This window comes from Bradyrhizobium sp., assembly GCF_004799445.1.
Taxonomy (GTDB): domain Bacteria; phylum Pseudomonadota; class Alphaproteobacteria; order Rhizobiales; family Xanthobacteraceae; genus Bradyrhizobium.
On sequence record NZ_SSNA01000146.1, the window covers coordinates 34,735 to 57,823 of the forward strand.

Sequence of the window (23,089 nt, forward strand, 5' to 3'; positions counted from 1 at the left end):
TCAAACTGTGGATTGCTTCGCTTCGCTCGCAATGACGGTCACTGCTTCGGCAGCTTCGCCTTCAGCGCATACAGCGCTTCCAGCGCCTCGCGCGGTGACATCTCGTCCGGGTGCAGCGCCTTCACCGCTTCGATCAGCTTCTCGGTCTCGCTTGGCGGCGCCGGCTCGGCGGCCGCGCGCGACGGCACCGCGAACAGCGGCAGATCATCGGCCAGCGCGCGGGCGGTCTGGCCGCGGTCCTGCGCCTCCAGTTTGGCCAGCACGGATTTGGCCCGCGCGATCACGGGTGCTGGCAGCCCTGCGAGCTTGGCGACCTGGATGCCGTAGGAGCGGTCGGCCGAACCCGGCAGCACTTCGTGCAGGAACACGACGTCGCCCTGCCATTCCTTGACCCGGACGGTCGCATTGAACATCCGCGGCAGTTTGGCCGAGAGCGCGGTGAGTTCGTGGTAGTGGGTGGCAAACAGCGCGCGGCAACGGTTGGCCTCGTGCAGATGCTCGATCGCGGCCCAGGCGATCGAGAGCCCGTCGAAGGTCGCGGTTCCCCTGCCGATCTCGTCGAGAATCACCAGCGAACGCTCGCTGGCCTGATTGAGGATAACCGCCGTTTCCACCATCTCGACCATGAAGGTGGAACGGCCGCGCGCCAGGTCATCGGCCGCGCCGACGCGCGAGAACAGCCGGTCGACAACGCCGAGCCGCGCCCGCGACGCCGGCACGAAACAGCCGGCCTGCGCCATCAGCGCGATCAGCGCGTTCTGGCGCAGGAAGGTCGATTTGCCCGCCATGTTGGGGCCGGTAATCAGCCAGATCTGGCCCGATTTCTGTCCCGGTCCCGGCGACAGATCGCAGGCATTGGCGATGAACGGCTGGCCATCGCGCTTCAAGGCCTGCTCGACCACCGGATGGCGTCCGCCTTCGATCGCGAAGCCGAGCGAGGCATCGACCTCGGGCCGCACATAATTGTCGTCGACCGCGAGTTTCGCCAGCGCGGTGGCGACGTCGAGGATGGCGAAGGCGTGCGCGGCGGCGCGCAGCTCGTCGCTGGCCGCGACGGCCAGCGCGCAGAGCCGTTCGAAGATTTCCAGTTCCAGCCCGAGCGCGCGGTCGCCGGCATTGGCGATCTTGGCTTCGATCTCGCCGAGTTCGGAGGTCGTGAAACGGATCTGGCCCGCGAGCGTCTGGCGATGGATGAAGGTCGCGTTCAACGGCGGCGCCAGCAGCTTGTCACCATGCTGCGCGGTGACCTCGACGAAATAGCCGAGCACATTGTTGTGGCGGATCTTCAGGCCCTTGACGCCGGTGTCGTCGGCGTAGCGCGCCTGCATCGCGGCGACGACCAGGCGCGAGGCGTCGCGCAGATTGCGGGCCTCGTCGAGCGCGGCCTCATAGCCTTCGCGGACGAAACCTCCGTCGCGCTTGATCAGGGGCAGTTGCTCCGCAAGCGCGCGTTCGAATTCACGTGCAAGGTCTCGCGGCGGGCGGCGCAACGCCGCCATGACGGACGCGATCTCCTGCGCAGGCGGCTCGATCGCGGCAAGCTGGGCCAGCGCCTGATCCGCGGCAAGGATGCCATCGCGCAAGCCAGCCAGATCGCGCGGGCCGCCGCGCCCGACCGACAGTCGCGCCAGCGCGCGCGACATGTCGGGCGCCGCGCGCAATGTGCTGCGCAGTTGGTCGCGAACCGCGGCATCCGCCACGAACGCCGCGATCGCATCCAGCCGCCGGGCGATGGCCGCGCCGTCGGTAAGAGGCGCCGCCAGTCGTTGCGCCAGCAGCCGCGATCCCGCGGGAGTTACGGTGCGGTCGATGGCGTCGAGCAGCGATCCGCGCCGTTCGCCCGCGAGTGTCCGGGTCAGTTCGAGATTGGCGCGGGTCGCGGGATCGATCGCCATGGTGGTGCCGGCGGCTTCGCGCGAGGGCGGCGACAGCGGCGGACGCTTGCCGACCTGGGTGCGGTCGATATAGGTGACGGCGGCGCTAGCTGCGGTCGCCTCCAGCCGCGACATCGCACTCAAGCCGTCCATGGTGGCGACCGCGAAATAATCGCACAGCCGCCGTTCGGCGGTGGCGCTGTCGAAGAAGTCGCGGGTCAGCGGCGTCACCGCCGGCAATTCGCGCAAGGAGGGGCCCAGATCGGGATCGCCGAACAGCGCATCGGTGACGATCACCTCATTGGGATTGATGCGCGAAAGCGTCGCCGCGAGTTCGCCGGTCGAGCACTCCGTGACGATGAATTCGGACGTGGAAATATCGATCCAGGCAAGCCCGATGCGATCGGCGCCCGCCGATCCCCGCGCGCGCGCGATCGCCAGCAGATAGTTGTTGGCTCTCGCGTCCAGCAAGGTGTCTTCGGTCAGCGTGCCTGGCGTCACCAGCCGCACCACGGCGCGGCGCACCACGCTCTTGTTGCCGCGCGCGCGCGCGGCTGCCGGATCCTCCGTCTGTTCGCACACCGCGACGCGGTGACCTGAGGCGATCAGGCGATGCAGATAGTCGTCCGAGCGCTCCACCGGCACGCCGCACATCGGGATATCCAGGCCCTGATGCTTGCCGCGTTTTGTCAATACGATGCCAAGCGCCTTGGAGGCGATCTCGGCGTCCTCGAAGAACAGTTCATAAAAGTCGCCCATCCGGTAGAACAGCAACAGTCCGGGATTGGCGGCCTTGATCTCGAGATATTGCTCCATCATCGGCGTGACGCGCGCCGCCGCATCGGCGGCGGGCGCTTCGTCTGATGGCAGGGGAATGGATTGCTGGATCGTCATTGCGGCGGACGCTAGCAAAAGTTTGCGGCGCAATCACATGGGTTTGGGGCAGTTGCGGCGTTTTTCCCCGCCTTCGGCGGCAACGTCGCGAGGAACCCGCGCGACTTTCTTGCAAAGGATGAGGAAGCAGGCGGTGCGGCAGTCGCGATCTGCTCCCTCTCCCGCTGTTGCGGGGGAGGGTCGGGGTGGGGGAGCAGCTGGCGCCGGTGTTTGTGGCTGCCCCCACCCTAACCCTCCCCCGCAAGCGGGGGAGGGAACGGCAAGCGCTAGCGTTTCCTTCAATTGACCTGCCGCACCCCCGCTCCTAAAACTCGGCCTCAATTCGAGCCGTCAGCGCGGAACCCGCAGCATTCCTAAGGAGAGATCGATGGGTGATGTATTTGTATGCGATGCCGTGCGGACCCCGATCGGCCGGTTCGGCGGCGCGCTCGCCAAGGTCCGCGCCGACGATCTGGCCGCCGCCCCGATCAAGGCCCTGATGGCGCGGCATCCCAAACTCGACTGGTCGCAAGTCGATGAGGTCTATTTCGGCTGCGCCAACCAGGCCGGCGAGGACAACCGCAACGTGGCGCGGATGGCGCTGTTGCTGGCGGGCCTGCCGGATTCGATTCCCGGCCTCACGCTCAACCGGCTCTGCGCTTCAGGCCTCGATGCCGTGGGCGCCGCGGGGCGCGCGATCCGCGCCGGCGAGATCGATTTCGCCATTGCCGGCGGCGTCGAGTCGATGACGCGGGCACCGTTCGTGATGGGCAAGGCGCCGGAGGCGTTTTCGCGCTCCGCCGAGATTTTCGATACCACGATCGGCTGGCGCTTCATCAACCCGCTGATGAAGGCGCAATACGGCGTCGATGCGATGCCGGAGACCGGCGAGAATGTCGCCGAGGAATTCCAGGTATCGCGGGCCGACCAGGACGCGTTCGCGATCCGCTCGCAGCAGCGCGCCGGACAGGCGATCGCGTCGGGCTATTTCGCCGAGGAAATCACGCCCATCTCGGTGCCCGGCGGCAAGGCCGGACCGATGACCGTCGACAAGGACGAACATCCGCGCCCCGAGACCACGCTGGAAGGGTTGTCGAAACTGAAGCCGATCGTGCGCAATCCCGGCACGGTGACCGCCGGCAACGCTTCCGGCGTCAATGACGGCGCGGCGGCGATGATTCTGGCCTCGGAAGCCGCCGTGAAAAAGCACGGCCTTACCCCGCGGGCGCGGATTCTCGGTCTTGCGTCGGCCGCGGTGCCGCCGCGCATCATGGGCATCGGTCCGGTGCCGGCGACCCGCAAGCTGATGGCGCGGCTGGGGCTGAAAATCAGCGATTTCGATTTGATCGAGCTCAATGAAGCCTTCGCCAGCCAGGGGCTAGCCTGCCTGCGCCAGCTCGGCGTCAAGGACGATGCCGATTTCGTCAACCCGCATGGCGGCGCCATCGCGCTCGGTCACCCGCTCGGCATGAGCGGTGCCCGGCTGGCGATGACGGCGGTCCACGGGATGGAGAAACGCGGCGGCAAGCGCGCGCTCGCGACCATGTGTGTCGGCGTCGGGCAGGGCGTCGCGATGGCGATCGAGAAGCTGAACTGAGGTCTGGGCGCATAACGGACTCGCGGCAGACCTAGCGCTATGTCCGTGAGCAGACATGCCACTTAGAACCGCGCGCACCGTGTCAAGAAATCTGCTGCCAGCCTCAAGCCTGAGGCGATTGCTTTCCCCCGACAAGGGCTGAGCCGAGGAAAGAACTTGCGCGGCGGCAGCACCGGTCTCGCGAGTTCCATCGTTCACCTCGACAATATTGGCGGCCGACCTGAAGATCCATTCACTGACCGATGGTCTTTTCGGCCGGCGGCCCTTGTTGACTTGTACGATTGATTTGTACAAGGGTACAATTGATATGGTCATGAAATCCACCGAGAAGGAAAAGACGCGCAAGCCAAACATGCGCGAAGCGATTCTCGTGGCCGCGGAGGAGCTGTTCTCGACCAACGGCTTCAGCGCCGTGACGGTGCGCGATATCGCGCATGCGGCCGGAGCCAATCCGGGCAGCGTGACATATCATTTCAAGACCAAGGACGCGTTGCTGCTCGAAATCTACCGGCGTCACTGCGGACCGATGAACCACAGGCGCTTCGAACTGCTGGCTGCCGCCAGGCGGGTGCGCGATCTGCAGGACAGGCTGGAGGCGATCGTCCGCGCCTACGTGCTGCCGGCATTTTCTTCGGGCAGCGATCTCGCCGGCGGCGGAGCGCGTTTCACGCGGCTGCGCGCTATCATGTCGGCCGAGGGAAACGAAGTCACCGGGCGGATCATCGCGCAGACCTTCGACGATACCAGTCACGCCTTCATCGATGCGATCCATGACAGCTTGCCGCATATCCCGCGCGCGAAGATCGTATGGCGCAGCCATTTCCTTCTCGGGGCACTCTATTATACGTTGGTGACGCCTGAGCGCGTCTCTCGCCTGTCGCGCGGCGATTCCGACGGGACCGATGCGGGCGATGCGATCGAGCAACTGGTACAGGCTGCGGTAGCTTCGTTGCAGGCGCCTGCGCGCGATCGGCCCGCGCCATCGCGGCGGCGATCCGCGGCGCCAACCAAAGCTCACGCGCACGACGGTCACGCGCTAAGGTGACCGGATATCCTGGATCCGTCCAGGTAGCTTGACGGGGAAGAGGAAATGAACAGGCGGGAATGCTTGCAGATGTTCACTGGTCTTGCCGGACAGGGAATCGGGGCCAGCAGCGTCGCTCGACCCACCGCCATTGCTGATGGGGAGATCAAGTGATCATCGATGTGCACGGCCACTACACGACAGCGCCCAAGGCGCTTGAGGATTGGCGCAACCGACAGATCGCAGGCATCAAGGATCCCGCGGTCAGGCCCAAGGCCAGCGAGTTGAAGATCAGCGACGACGAGCTGCGCGAGTCCATCGTCAACAACCAGCTCAGGCAAATGAGAGAGCGGGGCAGCGATCTAACCATCTTCAGCCCGCGCGCAAGCTTCATGGCCCATCACATCGGCGACTTCGAGGTGTCGTCGACATGGGCTGCGATCTGCAACGAGCTGTGCTGGCGCGTCAGCAAGCTATTCCCCGACAGTTTCGTCGGTGCAGCGATGTTGCCGCAATCGCCAGGCGTGGATCCAAAGACCTGCATTCCTGAACTCGAGAAATGCGTCAAGGAGTACGGCTTCGTCGGCATCAACCTCAATCCCGACCCCTCAGGCGGGCACTGGACCTCGCCGCCGCTTTCGGATCGTCACTGGTACCCAATCTACGAGAAGATGGTTGAGCTCGACATCCCGGCCATGATCCACGTCTCCACGAGCTGCAACGCTTGCTTTCATACCACCGGCGCGCACTACCTGAATGCCGACACCACGGCCTTCATGCAATGTCTGACGTCGGATCTGTTCAAGGATTTTCCGACCTTGAGATTCCTGATTCCGCATGGCGGGGGCGCCGTCCCCTATCACTGGGGCCGCTTCCGAGGCCTGGCGCAGGAGATGAAGAAGCCGCTGCTCAAGGATCACCTCCTGAAGAACATATTTTTCGATACCTGCGTCTATCACCAGCCGGGCATCGACCTGCTCACCAAGGTGATCCCGGTCGAGAACGTTCTGTTCGCCAGCGAGATGATCGGCGCCGTTCGCGGTATCGATCCGGAAACCGGATTCCACTATGACGACACCAAGCGCTATATCGAAGGCGCCACCACGCTCAGCGCGCAGGACCGGTACAAGATCTACGAAGGCAACGCACGGCGGGTATTTCCGCGCTTGGATGCTGCGTTGAAGGCAAAAGGAAACTGACCATGAGCATTGCGATGAACGATCTCGGAATCGTCAAGCGCAATATCGTCAGGGCGGACAAGGCCGCCGTTGATAAATTGTCGCGCTATGGCGTCGCTACCATCCACGAGGCGATGGGCAGGGTCGGCCTGATGCATCCCTATATGCGCCCGATCTACGCCGGCGCGCACATGTGCGGCACCGCGGTTACCGTGCTGCTGCAGCCGGGGGACAACTGGATGCTGCATGTGGCCGCCGAGCAAATACAGCCGGGTGACGTCGTGGTGGCGGCCTGCACCGTCGACAATACCGACGGCTTTTTCGGCGATCTGCTCGCCACCAGCTTCCGTGCCCGCGGCGCGAAGGGCCTGGTCATCGATGGCGGCGTGCGCGACGTGACGGATCTCACCGAAATGCGGTTCCCGGTTTTTTCGCGCGCGATCAGTGCCCGCGGCACGGTCAAGGCGACGCTCGGCTCGGTGAACATTCCAGTGGTCTGCGCCGGGGCGACCGTAAATCCGGGGGACGTGGTGATCGCCGATATGGACGGAGTGGTCATCGTCGCCGCGGGAATCGCGCATCAGGCTGCGGACGCGGCGGAAGCACGCGAGGCCAACGAAGCGGACAAGCGCGAAAAGCTTGCGGCAGGCGTTCTCGGGCTCGACATGTACAAGATGCGCGAGCCGCTCGCGAAGGCCGGATTGAAATATATCGATTGACGCGCAGCGACGAGGGTTCAAGAGAGTTGGTCAATGGCCGCTGACATCGTTGGCATATCGTCGATGGCGACCCGCCAGATCCTGGCGGAGCGTTCCGGCGCGTACCAGCAAAAGACGGGACACTCGGTCGCGATCGAGTCCGTCGGCGGGGTCGATGCTGCACGCCGGATCCGGGCCGGCGAGAAATTCGATATCGTTGTGCTCGCCGACGACGCCATGAGGGGGCTCGAGGAGGACGGATTCCTGAAACCAGGGAGCCGCGCCGGGTTTGCGGATTCGGCGATTGCGGTGGCTGTGCGATCCGGAGCCAGGCGTCCTGATCTCTCGAACGAGGCTGCGACGAAAGCCGCAGTTCTCTCGGCACAATCGGTTGGCTACTCCACCGGGCCGAGCGGCACGCATGTGCTCAAGCTGCTGGAAAAATGGGGCGCCGATCAATCGAAGACGGTGCGGATCATTCAGGCGCCGCCTGGCGTGCCCGTCGGCACCCTGGTGGCGAGCGGCGAAGCCGAACTCGGCTTTCAGCAATTGAGCGAGTTTCTGGATGTGCCAGGCATCGACATCGCCGGAACCTTGCCTCAAGAGATTCAATCCTTGACCCGGTTTTCATGCGGAGTGGGCGCGCTGGCAGCCAATGAGGCCGGGGCGCGCAGCTTCATCGGCTATCTGACTTTCCCGGAGGCGGATGCGTCCAAACGACGTCATGGCATGGAGCCGGCATGACGATCGCCGCACCTCAACATCTAACGAAACATCGAGAGGACGTGTTTGTGTCGAAACCCGCTGCTGGGCCATTCCAGAAGACCCTGGGCTGGCTCGATTGGTATGCTGGTCCGTCCAAGCCCCGGTTCAAGCTGCCGGCCGGCACCGTTGACGCGCATTGCCATGTGTTCGGCCCGGGCGCGGAGTTTCCTTACGCTGCGGAGAGGAAATACACACCGTGCGATGCGTCCAAGCATCAGCTCTACGCGCTGCGCGACCATTTGGGCGTAGCCCGCAATGTGGTCGTGCAAGCGACGTGTCACGGTGCCGACAATCGCGCGATGATCGACGCCCTGGCTCATTCCGGAGGCAGGGCGCGGGGGGTTGCCACCGTCAAGCGCAGCATCAGCGATGCCGAGCTTGAGGCGATGCATGCGGCCGGCGTGCGCGGCGTCCGCTTCAATTTCGTCAAGCGCCTCGTCGATTTCACGCCGCGCGACGAACTCAATGAGATCGCCGGCCGAATTTCAAAGCTCGGCTGGCATGTCGTGATCTATTTCGAGGCCGTGGACTTGCCGGAGCTCTGGGATTTCTTCACGTCGCTGCCGACCGCGGTCGTCGTCGACCACATGGGCAGGCCCGACCTCGCCAAGCCGGTCGACGGCGGCGAGTTCGAGTTGTTCGTGAAATTCATGAGCGATAATCCGAACGTTTGGTCCAAGGTCAGTTGTCCGGAGCGATTGTCGATTTCAGGCCCGCCGGCACTCAACGGCGAGCAGAATGCCTATCGCGATGTGGTGCCGTTTGCCAGGCGCATCGTCGAAGCGTTTCCGGATCGCGTGCTCTGGGGTACCGACTGGCCGCATCCCAACCTGAAAGACCACATGCCGGACGACGGCCTGCTGGTCGATTTCGTTCCGCACATCGCGGTCACGCCTGAACTTCAACGCAAACTCCTGGTCGACAATCCGATGCGACTGTACTGGCCCGAGGAATCCTAAAGGAGGCACTCCATGGCACTCGACAAACCCTACACGGACGTACCCGGCACCACCATCTTCGATGCCGACATGTCGCGGCAAGGCTATCACCTGAATCAGTTCTGCATGTCGCTGATGAAGGCGGAGAACCGCGCGCGCTTCAAGGCGAACGAGCGCGCCTATCTCGACGAATGGGCGATGAGCGAGGAGCAGAAGCAGGCCGTGTTGGCGCGCGACCTCAACCGCTGCATCGAGCTAGGTGGCAACATCTACTTCCTGGCCAAGATCGGCGCGACCGACGGCAAGAGCTTTCAGCAGATGGCCGGCAGCATGACCGGCATGAGCGAGGAACAATACCGCGACATGATGGTGCATGGTGGCCGTTCCATCGAAGGCAACCGCCGCATCGGGGAGAAGAAGTGATGGCCCGTATCACCGCAAGCGTCTACACGTCCCATGTGCCGGCGGTCGGCGCGGCGATCGATCTCGGCAAGACCACTGAGCCCTATTGGCAGCCGGTCTTCAAGGGCTACGAATTCTCCAAGCAGTGGCTGAAAGACCAGAAACCGGACGTCATCTTTCTGGTCTACAACGATCACGCCAACGCGTTCAGCCTCGACATCATCCCGACCTTCGCGATCGGCACCGCGCCCGAGTTCGCGGTGGCCGACGAGGGCTGGGGTCCGCGCCCGGTGCCGAAGGTGATCGGCCACCCGAAGCTCGCCTCCCATATCGCGCAGTCGGTGATCCAGGACGATTTTGACCTGACCATCGTCAACAAGATGGACGTCGACCACGGTCTCACGGTGCCGCTCAGCCTGATGTGCGGCCAGCCGCAGGCGTGGCCGTGCCCGGTGATCCCGTTCGCGGTCAATGTCGTGCAGTACCCGGCGCCATCGGGCCGGCGCTGCTTCATGCTCGGCAAGGCGATCCGCAAGGCGGTCGAATCCTACGATGAGCCGCTCAATGTGCAGATCTGGGGCACCGGCGGCATGAGCCACCAGCTGCAGGGGCCGCGCGCCGGGCTGATCAACAAGGCGTGGGATCAGGCCTTCCTCGATCGCCTGATCGACGACCCCGAGGGGCTCTCCAGGATGCCGCACATCGACTACGTCCGCGAAGCCGGCAGCGAGGGCATTGAACTGGTGATGTGGCTGATTGCGCGCGGCGCCATGAGCGACACCAATGGCGGCAAGAAGCCAACGGTTCGACACCGCTTCTACCATGTGCCCGCGAGCAACACCGCCGTCGGCCATCTGATCCTGGAGAACAATTGATATGGCCGCGACCATCAAGGTTGCCCTCGCCGGCGCCGGTGCGTTCGGCATCAAGCATCTCGACGGCATCAAGAACATCGACGGCGTCGAGGTGGTGTCGCTTGTAGGCCGCAGGCCGGAGCCGACCAGGGAAGTCGCCGCCAAATATGGCATCGCCCACGCCGCCACCGACCTCGCCGACAGCCTCGCGCTCAAGGAGGTCGATGCGGTGATCCTGTGCACGCCCACCCAGATGCATGCGTCGCAATCGATCGCCTGCCTGAAGACCGGCAAGCACGTGCAGGTCGAAATCCCGCTGGCCGATTCCCTGCAGGACGCGCAGGCCGTCGTTGACCTGCAGAAGAAGACCGGGCTGGTGGCGATGTGCGGCCATACACGCCGCTTCAACCCCAGCCATCAATGGGTGCACAAGAAGATCGTCGCCGGCGACTTCAACATCCAGCAGATGGATGTGCAGACCTTCTTCTTCCGCCGCACCAACATGAACGCGCTGGGCCAGCCGCGGAGCTGGACCGACCACCTGTTGTGGCACCACGCCGCGCACACCGTGGATCTGTTCGCCTACCAGGCGCGCTCGCCGATCGTGAAGGCGAACGCGGTCCAGGGACCCATTCACCCGACGCTCGGGATCGCCATGGACATGTCGATCCAGCTCAAGGCCGAGAGCGGCGCGATCTGCACGCTCAGCCTGTCCTTCAACAATGACGGTCCGCTCGGCACCTTCTTCCGCTATATCGGCGACACCGGCACTTATATCGCGCGCTACGACGATCTCTTCACCGGCAAGGAAGAAAAGATCGACGTCTCGAAGGTCGATGTGTCGATGAACGGGATCGAACTGCAGGATCGCGAGTTCTTTGCCGCCATCCGCGAGGGCCGCGAGCCGAACTCGAGCGTCGCCCAGGTGCTGCCGTGCTATCAGGTGCTGCACGGGCTCGAGCAACAGCTCGCTTCAGGCTAACCTCGCGTCGCGAGAAGCGCGATCACAAACCCTTCGCGCGCGTTGCCTCCGCCAACGCTCCGGGTTCGCGAATTCGATGCGGGAATTCGCGACGCCCAAGCGGTCAATATGATCCCCCCAAAAATTGTGTGTCCCCCAGGTCACACCTTCCGATTCTTCGCTCCGATGCCGGCCCCGCCGGTTGTACCGGCCGGAGCGCTCAATTATTGGGAAGCGGCTTACTTTACCGCTGAGGAAAAAAGAGAAAATGAAAAAACTTGCTTTGGGACTTCTGCTGGCCTCGATCGCCGGCGCGGCTTGCGCGGCCGACCTGCCTGCTGCACCAAGCCCGGCTTACACAAAGGCGCCGGCGGTGGTCAGCCCCGTCGTCAACTGGACCGGCTTCTACATCGGCGCCGTGGGGGGCTACGCCTCCGAAAACACCAGTGATCCGCTCGGGATCAAGGGTGGCTTTGCCGGCGGTACGGTCGGCTACAACTGGCAATTCGGCACCATCGTCGCCGGCCTTGAGGCGGACGGCGCGTGGGCCGACGTCAGCAACTCCACCACTATTGCCGGCATCACCGTGGCGGCAAAGGTCGACGCTTTGGCCACCCTGCGCGGCCGCGTCGGCGTGGCGTTCGATCAGGTGCTGTTTTACGGCACCGGCGGCCTTGCCCTGGCGGACACCACGGTCAGCGCCTCCGCGCTCGGCGTGACTTTCAGCGACAGCAAGACGCTGACGGGTTGGACCGTGGGCGCCGGCGCGGAATGGATGTTCATGCCGCACTGGTCGCTCAAGGCCGAGTACCTCTATCGCAGCTTTGGTGGCCAGACCTTCTTCGCAGCCCAGTTCCCGCCGGGAATCGCGACCGGCACGCTGAACGTGAACAGCGGACAGGTCGGCGTCAACTTCCATTTCTGATCGCGTCAGCGCGAGAAAAAAATCGAGGCGCTGCGTCGGATGACGCAGCGCCTATTTCTTTTGGGCGCCGTTCGCGCTGGACTCCGGATGTCTCCCGGGCCTACTCGATCACCGCATGGTCCGGCCCCGCCGACTGCTTGCGCAGCGCGACCTTGGTGGAGCCGATCATGATCGCGAGCGGGATCGCGCACAGCGTGAACACCATCACCATCTGGTAATCCAGCGAAAACGCGATGATCTGCGCCTGCAGGCCGATCATCACGTCGGCCATGGCGCGGCCGGCGTCGGTCGACATGTCGATGATGCCGCGAACGTCGGGCATCTGCATGGCGTGGTTGAAGGGGGTGACGTGCTCGTTCAATACCGCATAGGCGCGCCGGCCGCCTTCGGTCAGTTGCGCGATGACGACGGAGATGCCGATTGAGCTGGCAACGTTGCGCATCAGCGTCAGCATCGAGGTGCCGTCGGTGCGCAAATGATTGGGCAGCGTCAGGAACGCCACGGTAGAGAGCGGCACGAACACCAGGCCGAGACCGAAGCCCTGCGCGATGCTGACGACGACGATGGTCGGGACATCGGTCTGGTCGGTCCACCCGGTCATGAAGAAAAGCGACAGCGACATCAGCGCAAGTCCGCCGATGATCAATGTCCGCGCCTCGATATATCGCATGAAGCGCCCGACCAGCATCATGGCGACGAAGGTGCCGCAGCCGCGGGTCGCCAGCAGCACGCCGGCGGTCAAAATCGGGTAGCCGATCACGTTCTGCAAATAGGGCGAGGACAGCGCCATGGTGGAGAACAGCACCAGGCCCATCACCGCCATGAATACGCAGCCGCCGACGAAGTTCCTGTCCCTGAAGATCGCGAACTGGATGAACGGCTTCGCGGTCGTCAACGAATGCGCAAAGAAATAATAGAAACCGACGATCGAGACGATGATCTCGGCGATGATTTCGTTGGATCCCAGCCAGCCCAGCTGCTCGCCGCGGTCGAGCGCCACCTGCATCGCGCCGATGGCGATCGCGAGTGCCGCAAATCCGAACCAGTCGAACCGCAGCGCGCGGTCCGCTTTGGTCTCGTCCATGAACACCAGCAGCCCGGCCACCGTGACGATGCCGAAGGGAATGTTGACGAAGAACACCCAGTGCCAGGAATAGGTCTCGGTCAGCCAGGCGCCGAGCGACGGGCCCATGATCGGCCCCATCATCACGCCCATGCCCCAGATCGACATCGCCTTGGCGCGCTCGTGCAGCGCGTAGGAATCCAGCATAACGGCCTGCGACAGCGGCACCAGCGCCGCGCCGAACACGCCCTGCAGCAGGCGGAACAGCACCATCTGGTTGATGTCCTGCGCCAGCCCGCACATCACGGAGGCGATGGTAAATCCGGCCGAGCAGATGATGAAGATGCGCTTGCGCCCGAAGCGGTTGGCGATCCAGCCGACCGGCGCGGTCATGATCGCGGCCGCCACGATGTAGGAGGTCAGCACCCAGTTGATCTGGTCCTGCGACGCCGACAGCGACCCTTGCATATAGGGCAGCGCGACGTTGGCGATGGTGGTGTCCAGCGCCTGCATGATGGTCGCGGTCATGGCGCAGATCGTCACCATGTTGCGGCGAAGCCCGGGGACAGCGACCGGGGCTGCGGCTGACGTCGCCATGGTCGACTAATCCTGTTTCGCCGCCGCCGGCGAAAGGCCGAGCAGGGCGGCCAGCGAGCGGCGATGGCCGGTGTCGATGGTGGTATAGGCGCTCATCCCGGCCTTCAGCTTCCGCACGTCGTTGTCATGGCTGTCGAGGTAGATCCGCACCGGAAGGCGCTGCACCACCTTGACGAAATTGCCGGTGGCGTTCTGCGGCGGCAGGATCGCGAACTGCGCGCCGGTGCCGGGGCTGAGCGAACCGATGGTGCCCTTGAAGACATGGTCGGGAAAGGCATCGACCTCGATCGAGACCGGCTGCCCGACCCCGACATAGGTGAAGTCCGATTCCTTGAGGTTGGCATCGACCCAGGGTTTCGTGGTGTCGATGATGGAGAACACCGGCGCGCCGGCGATCACGAAGCGGCCGAGCTGAATCTGATCGACCTGCGTCGCGATGCCGTCCATCGGCGCGCGCATCGTGGTGTGATCGAGATTGCGCTCGGCCTGCGCCAGCGCCGCCTTGGCCTGGGCGTAGGGAGGAAATTGATCGAGCGGCAAATTGGGATCGCCGAGTAACTGGGTTTTCGCGCTGGATGTCTGCTGTTGGATGAACGCCAGTTCTGCTCGCACGGTGATCAGCGAGTTCGACGAATTGTCGAGGTCGAGCTGCGAACCGAAACTGTTCTTGGCAAGCACTGCCTTGCGGTCGACGTCGCGCTGCTTCAGATCGGCGGATTGCTGCATCAGGTCGCCCATCTGGCTATAGATCTTGATGTTGGCGACCAGATTGTCATAGCTGGTGTGGGCCTGGGCGAGCGTGGCCTTGGCCTGATCGACGGCGAGCTGGAACGGCACCGGATCGATTTCGAACAGCACGTCGCCTTCGTTGACCCGCTGGCCTTCCCGCACCACGACCTTTTCGATCTTGCCGGATATATCCGGCGTGATCAGCACCTTTTGCGCCCCGACATAGGCATCGTCGGTGGTCACGTAGCGGCCGCCATTGAGATAGAAAATCACGCCCGCAACCAGCGCGACCAGCGGCAGCACCACCAGCAACAGCGTGCGGCGATAGCGACGCAGGGCCGCCATCAAGCGGCGGCGCGGCTCCGCGGAGAGCTTTTTCCGGGGGGCTTGCTGCGGATTGCCCTTCTGATCGGGCGGGAATTTCAAAACGGGATCAGCCATAGCGCTGTTCTTTCCTTGCAGGTTCGCCCGCCGGACCCTGGATCGCGTTGCGGACGTTTTCCTTGATCGTTTCCAGCTGGGTGAGAAATCGTTGGGCGTCGGAGGGATTGATGCCTTCAAGCGCGGTCGCCGTGATCTCCGAACGCAGCCCGCTCAACTTGCCGAGCAACGGACGCGCCGCCTTGCGCAGATAGAGCCGGTTGACGCGGCGGTCGGCATCGTCGCTGCGGCGCTCGATCCAGCCATGGTCACAGAGACGGTCGATCAATCGCGTCAATGTGATCGGCTGCATCTCCATCTGTTCGGCCAGTTCCGACTGTTTGAGGCCCTCATGGCGTTCGACCTTGGCCAGAACCGCCCATTGCGCGCGGGTAATACCGTAACGCGCCGCCTGCTTGTCGGCATAGGCGCGCACCAGCCGCTGCAATTCGGCCAGCGCGAACAGGAAATGCGTATCGACGGAACCGCGGGGCATGGCATCGTCTCCATAAGCTTTGGATATAATAAGCTAGCTTATGATTTTTTCATGACCGCCGGCCGGAGGGCTGATCCGTCGAAAGCACATGGCTGACGATGGAACCTAAGCAACCGACGGGACTTGGGGACGGGACTTGGGTTTGCCGGCCAAAATGCTAGGGTTGACCGGCATGAGGCTGGCCAAACCGACATTTCCCGCGCCCGATCACGATCACGGCCGCTGCACCGCGGATGCCTTGCTGCATGCCGAAAAAGTCTGCGCGCTCCGGGCCCAGAAATTCACGCCGATCCGCCGCCAGGTGCTGGAGGCGCTGTTGTCCAGCCACCGGCCGCTCGGCGCCTATGAGGTAATCGACGAACTCGCTAAATCAATGCCGCGGCCGGCGCCGATCACGGTGTATCGCGCTCTCGATTTTTTGATCGAGAACGGCCTCGTCCATCGCATCGAGAGCCGCAACGCGTTTCTGGCCTGCGCGCACGACCATGACGCGGCCGCGATGGTGGCATTCCTGATCTGCGAGCGCTGTGGCTCGGTCGGCGAAATTCCGGCGGCCCCGGTGGCGCAGAGCCTCAACGCGGCCGCGCGCGCCACCGGCTTTGCTCCGAAAATGTCGGTGGTCGAAATCACCGGCATTTGCGCGCATTGCCAGAGGGTTTGATGTTTTGGGCATGATCCTTTCCGGGAACCGGAACACCACTTCTCGGGACCATGTCCCAACAACACGGCGATAAGCCGGCACGAGGGTTCATGACTCCAGAAGAACCGGCGCTTGCATCGGCCGGGCGTCCGCTCAGCCCGGGCGCGGTCGCGCTGATGCTGATGCTCTGCCTGAGCTGGGGCTTCAACCAGATCGCGGTCAAGCTGGCGCTGCCGGATATTCCGCCGATGCTGCAGGCCACCATCCGCTCCGCCGGCGCGTTGCCGGTGCTGCTGTTGATCGCGCGGGCGCGCGGCGTGAAGATGTTCGCATCCGACGGCACGATGGGCGCCGGCCTGTTCGCAGGGTTGTTGTTCGGCGTCGAATTCATCTTTATTTTTCAGGGATTGCGGCTGACATCGGCGTCGCGCGCGGTGGTGTTCCTCTATACCGCGCCGTTTTTTGTGGCGCTGGGCATGTATCAGTTTCTCGGCGAGCGGCTGCGCGCCTCGCAATGGGGCGGACTGGGCCTGAGCTTCGCCGGCGTGGCGCTCGCGATCGGCGTTCCGCAACCCAATGTCGATGCCAGGGTGCTGCTCGGCGACCTCCTGATCGTCGGCGGCGGCGCCTTGTGGGCGGCCACGACCGTGATGGTGAAGGCGACGGCGCTGTCGCGGGCCGCGCCGGAAAAGGCGCTGGGCTACCAGGTGGCGCTGTCGATCCCGATTCTGGCCCTGGCGGCCTGGATGTCGGGCGAAACCCTGACCCGGGTTCCCGGACCCCTGGCGCTGTCCTTGATGGTCTATCAGGCGTTCTGGGTGGTCGGATTGACGTTTTTGCTATGGTTTGCGCTGGTCAAAACCTATTCCGCCAGCAAATTGTCGGCATTTACCTTTATCACCCCTTTGTTTGGCGTGGTGGCTAGCTATTTCATCATGGATGACGCCCTGACCCTGACATTCGGCGCCGCGGCCCTGCTCGTCATTGCCGGGCTATATCTGGTTAATCGCCCCGAGCCCGCGGTGGTCCCGGCCGCCACTGATCCATTGCTGAATGTCACCAAAACCTGATATTCGAGACCCCATGAACCAGCCCGTAAAACCACCCCAGAACGACGTCGTCGGTCCCAAGGCGCGTCACAAAACCACCCAGGTCATGGTCGGCAAGGTCGCCGTCGGCGGCGGCGCGCCGATCGTGGTGCAGTCGATGACCAATACCGACACCGCCGATATCGAAGGTACGATCGCGCAGGTCGCGGCGTTGTCGCGCGCCGGCTCGGAATTGGTGCGCATCACGGTCGATCGTGACGAAGCCGCCGCCGCCGTGCCGCATATCCGCGACGGCCTGCGCAAGCGCGGCATCACCACGCCGCTGATCGGCGACTTCCATTACATCGGCCACAAGCTGTTGGCGGAATATCCGGCCTGCGCCGAAGCGCTCGACAAATACCGGATCAATCCCGGCAATGTCGGCTTCAAGAACAAGCGTGACACCCAGTTTGCCGACATCATCGAGATCGCCAACAAGAACGACAAGCCGGTCCGCATCGGCGCCAATTGGGGTTCGCTCGATCAGGAACTGCTGACCAAGCTGATGGAAGAGAATGCGGCCTCGCCCGATCCGGTCGATGCCCGCGCGGTCACCCGCGAAGCCATGGTGCAGTCGGCGCTGCTGTCGGCCGCGCGCGCCCAGGAACTCGGCATGCCGAAGAACAGGATGATCCTGTCGGCCAAGGTTTCCGCGGTGCAGGACCTGATCGCGGTCTACAAGGAACTCGCACGGCGTTCGGATTATGCGATCCATCTCGGCCTCACCGAAGCCGGCATGGGATCGAAGGGCATCGTCGCCTCCTCCGCCGCGCTTGGCATCCTGCTGCAGGACGGCATCGGCGACACCATCCGGATTTCGCTGACGCCCGAGCCCGGCGGCGATCGCACGCTGGAGGTCCAGGTGGCGCAGGAGCTGCTGCAGACCATGGGCTTCCGCACCTTCGTGCCGCTGGTGGCGGCCTGCCCCGGCTGCGGCCGCACCACCTCGACCACGTTCCAGGAACTGGCGCGCTCGATCCAGGATTTCATCCGCGAGGAAATGCCGAGCTGGAAAACCCGTTATCCCGGCGTCGAGGAACTCAACGTCGCGATCATGGGCTGCATCGTCAACGGCCCCGGCGAATCCAAGCACGCCGATATCGGCATCTCGCTGCCCGGCACCGGCGAAACCCCGGCGGCGCCGGTGTTCGTCGACGGCAAGAAATTCCGCACCCTGCGCGGCCCCAACATCGCTACCGAATTCAAGGCGATGGTGATCGACTATATCGATCAGCGCTATGGGTCGGGCGCGAAGGTGCCGGGCGAGACGGTGACGGCGGCGGAGTAAAGCGCGCGGTCGCCCGACGGCGTCATCGGATATATCCTGAAGGCCCACTTTGACGGCCTTATAGCGCCGCGCGGCGGCCGATCAGTAGGTCGACGGATCCGGCGAATCCGTTGGCTTCTCGAAGGCCCGCTTCATCGCCGGGCTCATCGGGATATCCAGGTTGACCCCCTTCGGCGGGATTGGCTGGGTGAACCACTTGGCGTAGAGCGCCGCAAGCTCGGGACTCTGATAGAGGCTTGCGGTCGCGGCATCGGCAATCGCCTTGAACGCCACATCGTCCTTGCGCAGCATGATTCCATAGGGTTCAGGCCTGGAGAACGCGTCCTCCGAGATCACGTAGGCCTTCGGATCCTTCGCGTTGGCAATCAGGCCCGCGATCACGATATCGTCCTGGATAAAGGCCACTGCCCTGCCGGTCTCGACCATCAGGAACGCTTCGGCTTGATCCTGAGCCGGGATGACCGTCATCCCCAGATTCAATCGGCTATTGAATTCGAGCGCCTGCTTGATGTTGGTCGAGCCGGCCGGAGAGACGACCGTCTTGCCCTTGAGGCCGCTGATCGAGCCGATCTTCGATTCGACTTTCGAAACGAAACGGCTCGCGGTCAGGAAATGCGTATTGGTGTACCAGACCTGCTGTTGCCGCTCGGCGTTGTTGGTGGTGTTGCCGCATTCGAGGTCAATCGTGCCATTGGCCAACAGCGGAATGCGCGTCGAAGACGTCACCAGCTGATACCGCACTTCGAGTTTGTCCAGCTTCAATTGGCGTTTCACCGCGTCGACGATCCTGGCGCAGATGTCTATGGCGAAGCCGATCGGCTGCCGCTTGTCGTCGAGGTAGGAGAACGGCACCGACGCCTCGCGGTGCCCGATGGTGATATATCCGAGCTCCCTCCCCTTCGCGAGCGTGCCTGTGAGTTCGTCCGCCATCGCGGTTGCGTGTCCTGACAGAAGCGTTGCCAGCGCCATCGCCACCAATAGGTCTTTCCGCACCGGGATTCTCCATCGTCAATTGCTCTTCACGGCCATGCTTCGCGATATCGGACAATTTATCAAGTCGTCGAAACGGCGACGTGATCGAATAGCTGGGTTGACGCCGGTTGCTGGCGCAAAACGACATAGCCGGTCTCGCCAGAGATGCCTGTACGCAGGGATAAAGCCGACATGCCGGTTGCACGGAGCGAGGGCCGGGTTTGACCCGAGCCGGACATCATCAGGGAATCAGGATGGATGCGTTTTCGATTGTTGCAATGGCCTCTCAACGCTCACGATAAAGTCTGAAGCTCGCCAACGCCGATCGGAGGCTTGCTTCGCCAGCCGATCATAAACGCTCGCTTTGCCAGCTCGTTCTGAACGCGGGCGATCTGCGTCCGCTCTCTAACGAGCCGCAAGCGCAGCAAGGGATCGTGAGTTCCCGAGGCGGCAAGGCTTTTGTTGATGACCCAGCCGAACGGCTCGATGCCGGCGCGCCGCAAGTCAGCCTGAAGGGCAGCGGCCTCGGAAACCGGCGTTGTCTCCGGCAGGGTTACCAGGATCACGCGGGTGTAGGCGGGGTCTTGCAGCCTCATCAGCGGGGTGATGATGCGCCCGGGTCCGCTCGGTTCGAGTTGGCGTGTCATCTGCCGATGATAGGCGCCGGTCGCATCCAGTAGGAGCAGGGTGTGGCCGGTGGGAGCCGTGTCGAGCACCACGAAGGCGGCTCGGGCCTCCGCGACAATGTGCGAGAAAGCATGAAACACGGCCACTTCCTCGGTGCATGGCGAAGCAAGATCCTCGCGCAGCAGCGCCATACCCTGCTCATCGAGTTCAGCGCGACGGGTCGCCAGTATTTTTGCGACATACCGTTCGGTCTCGACCGCTGGGTCGATCCGATCGACCGTCAGGCCGGGCATCGCGCCGTCAACGACGAAAGCTACGTGAGCTGCCGGGTCGGTTGTGCTGAGATGGACGGCGTGACCTCGCTTCGCGAGTCCGACGGCGATAGCGGCGGCAATCGTCGTCTTCCCGACGCCGCCCTTGCCCATGACCATGACGAGACCACGGTTGCCCTGCGCGATCTCATCGACCAGCCGGTTGAGGCCGGGCAGATCGACCGGCGCGGCGGCTTGCTCGCTGGCTGCAATCGGAGGCGGATTGGAGGGCGACAAGAGCGCTCTGAGAGCCGTAAGGCCGACGGTGTCGAAACCAAGCAACGGGATTTCGTCTCGCGGCAGCTTCGTGAGCGACGCCGGCATCGCGGCCAGAGCCTCGTCCTGATCCCGCTCAAGCGCAACCGCCACGACATCGGTTGGGTCCATGGCGTGGAAGCGTCCATTCACGACGAGAACCTGATTGGAGAGATTGAGCGCATCGAGTTCGCCCGCAGTTCTGGCCGCCTCGCGGATCGCGCCTCGGTCGGCGCGGGTGACCAAGATAATGGTGGTCCGTTCGGAATCGCCCAAGGCTTCAAGCGCCTTGCGAAAACGATCCTCCTGCATCTTCAAACCTGAATGTGGACCGAGGCAGGACGCCCCCCGGTCATTGTCCTTGAGAAAGCCGGTCCATGCCTTGGGGAGGCTAAGGAGGCGCAGCGTGTGGCCGGTCGGGGCCGTATCGAAAATGATGTGGTCGAACCCGGCCATATCGCCGTCCAGAAGCCCCACGAACTCGTCGAAGGCGGCTATTTCGGTGGTGCAAGCGCCGGAGAGTTGCTCGCGCACAGTTGATCTCTCGCCGGCGGTAACCTCTGGTCCGAGTTGTTCCAAGACACGGGTTCGATAACTCTCGGCAGCTGCCTCCGGGTCAATATTCATCGCCGAAAGTCCGGCGACGTTTGGCACCGGTGTCGGGCTATCGCTCAAGGCGACTTCGAGCATCTCGTCGAGGTTCGACGCGGGATCGGTGCTGACAAGAAGGACCCGCAATCCACGATCGGCGAGGCCGATGGCGGTCGCGCACGCAAGAGAGGTCTTGCCGACGCCGCCCTTGCCGGTGAAAAAAAGAAATGGTGTGGGAGCTTTCAGAGCGTGAACGTGAAACATTGAAATCCATCCCAGGGACAGGCCGGTTCACGCGTCCAACTGAGCTGTCGCGTGGAAGTGTGAGCGGACGCGCCGGAAAGCGGCGCGCCCAATCGCCTCATGAATGCATTGGGCTAAGTCTCTGATCGGCTCAATTCACCGTTTCGAGGGCAAGCGCAATTCCCTGACCGCCACCGATGCAGAGTGTGACGATGCCTCTCTTAATGCCATCGCGTTTCATCGAATGCAACAAGCGCGTGGTGAGCACCGCGCCGGACGCCCCTATCGGGTGACCGTGCGCGATTGCACCACCTTCGACATTGACCACGTCAGGATTCAGGCCGAGGTCCTTTGTCACCGCAATCGCTATTGCCGCGAAGGCCTCGTTGATCTCGATGCGCTGGATGTCTGCGGTTTTCCAGCCGGCGCGATCGAGCGCCTGCTTCACCGCCGGCACCGGACCCAATCCGAACATGCCCGGCTCGACGGCGCCAATACCGTAGGCGACAAGGCGCGCCATCGGCGCCAGGCCTTTCTTGTCGGCCCATGCGCGATCGGCCACGATCATCGCCGCAGCACCCGTATTAAGCCCAGGTGCGTTGCCAGCCGTAATGGTGCCGTCCTTGCGGAAGGCGGGCTTGAGCTTTCCGAGGCTCTCCAGCGTCGTCTCCGGCCGATTGTGCTCGTCCTTGTCGAATTTTGTCGGCCCCTTGCGCGAGGCAATTTCGACGGAGGCGATTTCCGCAGCGAACTTGCCGGCAGCCTGAGCCCCGGAAAAGCGCTTTTGCGAGCGTTCAGCCCAGCGGTCTTGCTCTTCACGGGTAATCTGGTGCGAGGTCGCCAGATCTTCGGTGTGCCATCCGGAATGTTGACCGGAAAAGGCGTCATTGAGACCGTCCATCAGCATCGCATCAAAGATTTTCGCGTCACCCATTCGGTAACCCCAGCGCCCGGATCCCATGAGATACGGGGCACGATCCATGTTCTCCATGCCGCCGGCGACTGCACTATCGATCAAGCCGAGCATCACCTCCTGTGCCGCACTCGCAATCGCCTGCGCACCCGAACCGCAGACGCGGTTAACCGTCAGCGCAGGAACATCGACCGGAATGCCGGCGTTGATGGCCGCCTGTCTGGCCGGGTTCATTTTATTGCCCGCCTGGATCACGTTGCCCATGACAACCGTGTCGATGTCACCAGACGCGAGTTTCGCGCGCTCAAGCGTCGCGCGGACCGCCACGGCGCCGATATCGACCGCCGCCATATCCTTGAGCGTGCCGCCATATGTGCCGATCGCGGTACGCACTGGCGAGCAAATTACGACTTCCTTGTTGGCCATCGGTCATCTCCTCATTTCTTGCGGCGGCGCGATGTGGATATTTGCAGAAATTTAATAGCAACGCCGGTGGGGTGCTTTGTTGCGATGGATCAATAGATGGGAGTAACGATGTCGAACGGCCAGCCCGATGATTTGCCCGACGGGCAAATCACTGTCGCCGCGTTGATCCCGCGTCCAGTCTCATTTGCAAAAATTTTTCGTTTTGCGGCGGCGCAAATCACTTTTACAATTTCCGCCGTCCTGTCCCGCAAGAGGGGCGTTGGCCATCGTCACGAACGTTGGGGCGGGATGCGGTGGACGCGAACCACGCTACTGACGAGAGCGTGTGCTTGCGGACGGCG

General features: G+C 63.4%; 21 protein-coding genes. 14 read left to right on the forward strand and 7 right to left on the reverse strand.

All coding sequences use genetic code 11. The annotated features are described in order from the left end of the window. Positions 1 to 38: 38 nt before the first annotated feature. On the reverse strand, positions 39 to 2,768 hold the full coding sequence (gene mutS, locus E8A46_RS20090) for a DNA mismatch repair protein MutS (protein ID WP_291564926.1): 2,730 nt from the start codon (positions 2,766 to 2,768) through the stop codon (positions 39 to 41). A 367-nt stretch (positions 2,769 to 3,135) separates the two neighbouring features. Between mutS and pcaF the strand changes: the two genes are divergently transcribed. The 10 genes from pcaF (at position 3,136) to E8A46_RS20140 (ending at position 12,089) form a co-directional block, all read left to right on the forward strand. Continuing rightward, positions 3,136 to 4,344: a 3-oxoadipyl-CoA thiolase gene (gene pcaF, locus E8A46_RS20095; protein ID WP_291564928.1), complete on the forward strand. Its 1,209-nt coding sequence runs from the start codon at positions 3,136 to 3,138 to the stop codon at positions 4,342 to 4,344. Between the two features lie 307 nt (positions 4,345 to 4,651). After that, positions 4,652 to 5,389 carry a TetR/AcrR family transcriptional regulator gene (locus E8A46_RS20100; RefSeq protein WP_291564931.1) on the forward strand — a complete coding sequence of 246 codons (738 nt, stop codon included), beginning with the start codon at positions 4,652 to 4,654 and terminating at the stop codon, positions 5,387 to 5,389. A 149-nt stretch (positions 5,390 to 5,538) separates the two neighbouring features. Continuing rightward, a complete protein-coding gene (locus E8A46_RS20105) occupies positions 5,539 to 6,567 on the forward strand; it encodes an amidohydrolase family protein (RefSeq protein ID WP_291564935.1) in 1,029 nt (342 codons plus the stop codon). A 2-nt stretch (positions 6,568 to 6,569) separates the two neighbouring features. Then, on the forward strand, positions 6,570 to 7,265 hold the full coding sequence (gene ligK, locus E8A46_RS20110) for a 4-carboxy-4-hydroxy-2-oxoadipate aldolase/oxaloacetate decarboxylase (protein ID WP_291564938.1): 696 nt from the start codon (positions 6,570 to 6,572) through the stop codon (positions 7,263 to 7,265). A gap of 33 nt (positions 7,266 to 7,298) precedes the next feature. Further along, on the forward strand, positions 7,299 to 7,988 hold the full coding sequence (locus E8A46_RS20115) for a substrate-binding domain-containing protein (RefSeq protein ID WP_291564941.1): 690 nt from the start codon (positions 7,299 to 7,301) through the stop codon (positions 7,986 to 7,988). Between the two features lie 47 nt (positions 7,989 to 8,035). After that, positions 8,036 to 8,968 (forward strand): amidohydrolase family protein, encoded by a 933-nt coding sequence (locus E8A46_RS20120; RefSeq protein WP_291564944.1) that lies wholly within the window; start codon positions 8,036 to 8,038, stop codon positions 8,966 to 8,968. Between the two features lie 12 nt (positions 8,969 to 8,980). After that, positions 8,981 to 9,370, forward strand: coding sequence for a protocatechuate 4,5-dioxygenase subunit alpha (ligA, locus tag E8A46_RS20125; RefSeq protein WP_291564946.1), 390 nt, complete (start codon positions 8,981 to 8,983; stop codon positions 9,368 to 9,370). After that, positions 9,370 to 10,224, forward strand: coding sequence for a class III extradiol dioxygenase subunit beta (locus E8A46_RS20130; RefSeq protein WP_291564949.1), 855 nt, complete (start codon positions 9,370 to 9,372; stop codon positions 10,222 to 10,224). Before ligA ends, E8A46_RS20130 begins: the two co-directional genes overlap by 1 nt. A gap of 1 nt (position 10,225) precedes the next feature. Next, the gene (locus tag E8A46_RS20135) at positions 10,226 to 11,185 is read left to right on the forward strand and encodes a Gfo/Idh/MocA family oxidoreductase (protein WP_291564952.1); all 960 of its coding nucleotides are present in this window, start codon (positions 10,226 to 10,228) and stop codon (positions 11,183 to 11,185) included. Positions 11,186 to 11,432: 247 nt separating this feature from the next. Then, positions 11,433 to 12,089, forward strand: coding sequence for an outer membrane protein (locus E8A46_RS20140; RefSeq protein WP_291564955.1), 657 nt, complete (start codon positions 11,433 to 11,435; stop codon positions 12,087 to 12,089). Positions 12,090 to 12,189: 100 nt separating this feature from the next. Here E8A46_RS20140 and E8A46_RS20145 read toward each other — a convergent pair whose 3' ends face one another. From E8A46_RS20145 to E8A46_RS20155, 3 genes are read right to left on the reverse strand one after another with little or no spacing between them, the layout of a single operon-like run. Continuing rightward, positions 12,190 to 13,749 carry an MDR family MFS transporter gene (locus E8A46_RS20145; RefSeq protein WP_291564958.1) on the reverse strand — a complete coding sequence of 520 codons (1,560 nt, stop codon included), beginning with the start codon at positions 13,747 to 13,749 and terminating at the stop codon, positions 12,190 to 12,192. Between the two features lie 6 nt (positions 13,750 to 13,755). Beyond that, entirely contained in the window at positions 13,756 to 14,919 is a 1,164-nt protein-coding gene (locus E8A46_RS20150; RefSeq protein WP_291564960.1) for an HlyD family secretion protein, read from the reverse strand. Beyond that, complete coding sequence (locus E8A46_RS20155) at positions 14,912 to 15,394, reverse strand: MarR family transcriptional regulator (RefSeq protein ID WP_291564964.1); 483 nt, start codon at positions 15,392 to 15,394, stop codon at positions 14,912 to 14,914. The genes E8A46_RS20150 and E8A46_RS20155 overlap by 8 nt, the downstream gene beginning before the upstream one ends. Positions 15,395 to 15,566: 172 nt before the next feature. On the opposite strand from E8A46_RS20155, the gene E8A46_RS20160 reads away from it, so the two are divergent. The 3 genes from E8A46_RS20160 (at position 15,567) to ispG (ending at position 18,410) form a co-directional block, all read left to right on the forward strand. Further along, positions 15,567 to 16,055, forward strand: a complete 489-nt coding sequence (locus E8A46_RS20160) for a transcriptional repressor (protein ID WP_291564967.1) — start codon at positions 15,567 to 15,569, stop codon at positions 16,053 to 16,055. An 89-nt stretch (positions 16,056 to 16,144) separates the two neighbouring features. Beyond that, on the forward strand, positions 16,145 to 17,104 hold the full coding sequence (locus E8A46_RS20165) for a DMT family transporter (protein WP_291564970.1): 960 nt from the start codon (positions 16,145 to 16,147) through the stop codon (positions 17,102 to 17,104). Positions 17,105 to 17,117: 13 nt separating this feature from the next. Continuing rightward, positions 17,118 to 18,410 carry a flavodoxin-dependent (E)-4-hydroxy-3-methylbut-2-enyl-diphosphate synthase gene (gene ispG / locus E8A46_RS20170; RefSeq protein ID WP_291564972.1) on the forward strand — a complete coding sequence of 431 codons (1,293 nt, stop codon included), beginning with the start codon at positions 17,118 to 17,120 and terminating at the stop codon, positions 18,408 to 18,410. 81 nt (positions 18,411 to 18,491) lie between these two features. Here ispG and E8A46_RS20175 read toward each other — a convergent pair whose 3' ends face one another. From E8A46_RS20175 to E8A46_RS20185, 3 genes are all read right to left on the reverse strand, one after another. Then, positions 18,492 to 19,379: an amino acid ABC transporter substrate-binding protein gene (locus E8A46_RS20175; RefSeq protein WP_291564992.1), complete on the reverse strand. Its 888-nt coding sequence runs from the start codon at positions 19,377 to 19,379 to the stop codon at positions 18,492 to 18,494. A gap of 296 nt (positions 19,380 to 19,675) precedes the next feature. Continuing rightward, positions 19,676 to 21,430 (reverse strand): arsenical pump-driving ATPase, encoded by a 1,755-nt coding sequence (gene arsA / locus E8A46_RS20180; protein ID WP_291564975.1) that lies wholly within the window; start codon positions 21,428 to 21,430, stop codon positions 19,676 to 19,678. A 130-nt stretch (positions 21,431 to 21,560) separates the two neighbouring features. Further along, complete coding sequence (locus E8A46_RS20185; RefSeq protein WP_291564977.1) at positions 21,561 to 22,748, reverse strand: acetyl-CoA C-acetyltransferase; 1,188 nt, start codon at positions 22,746 to 22,748, stop codon at positions 21,561 to 21,563. Between the two features lie 108 nt (positions 22,749 to 22,856). Here E8A46_RS20185 and E8A46_RS20190 point away from each other — a divergent pair. Continuing rightward, positions 22,857 to 23,089 (forward strand): hypothetical protein (locus E8A46_RS20190; RefSeq protein ID WP_291564980.1); only part of this gene is annotated, 233 nt, incomplete at its 3' end.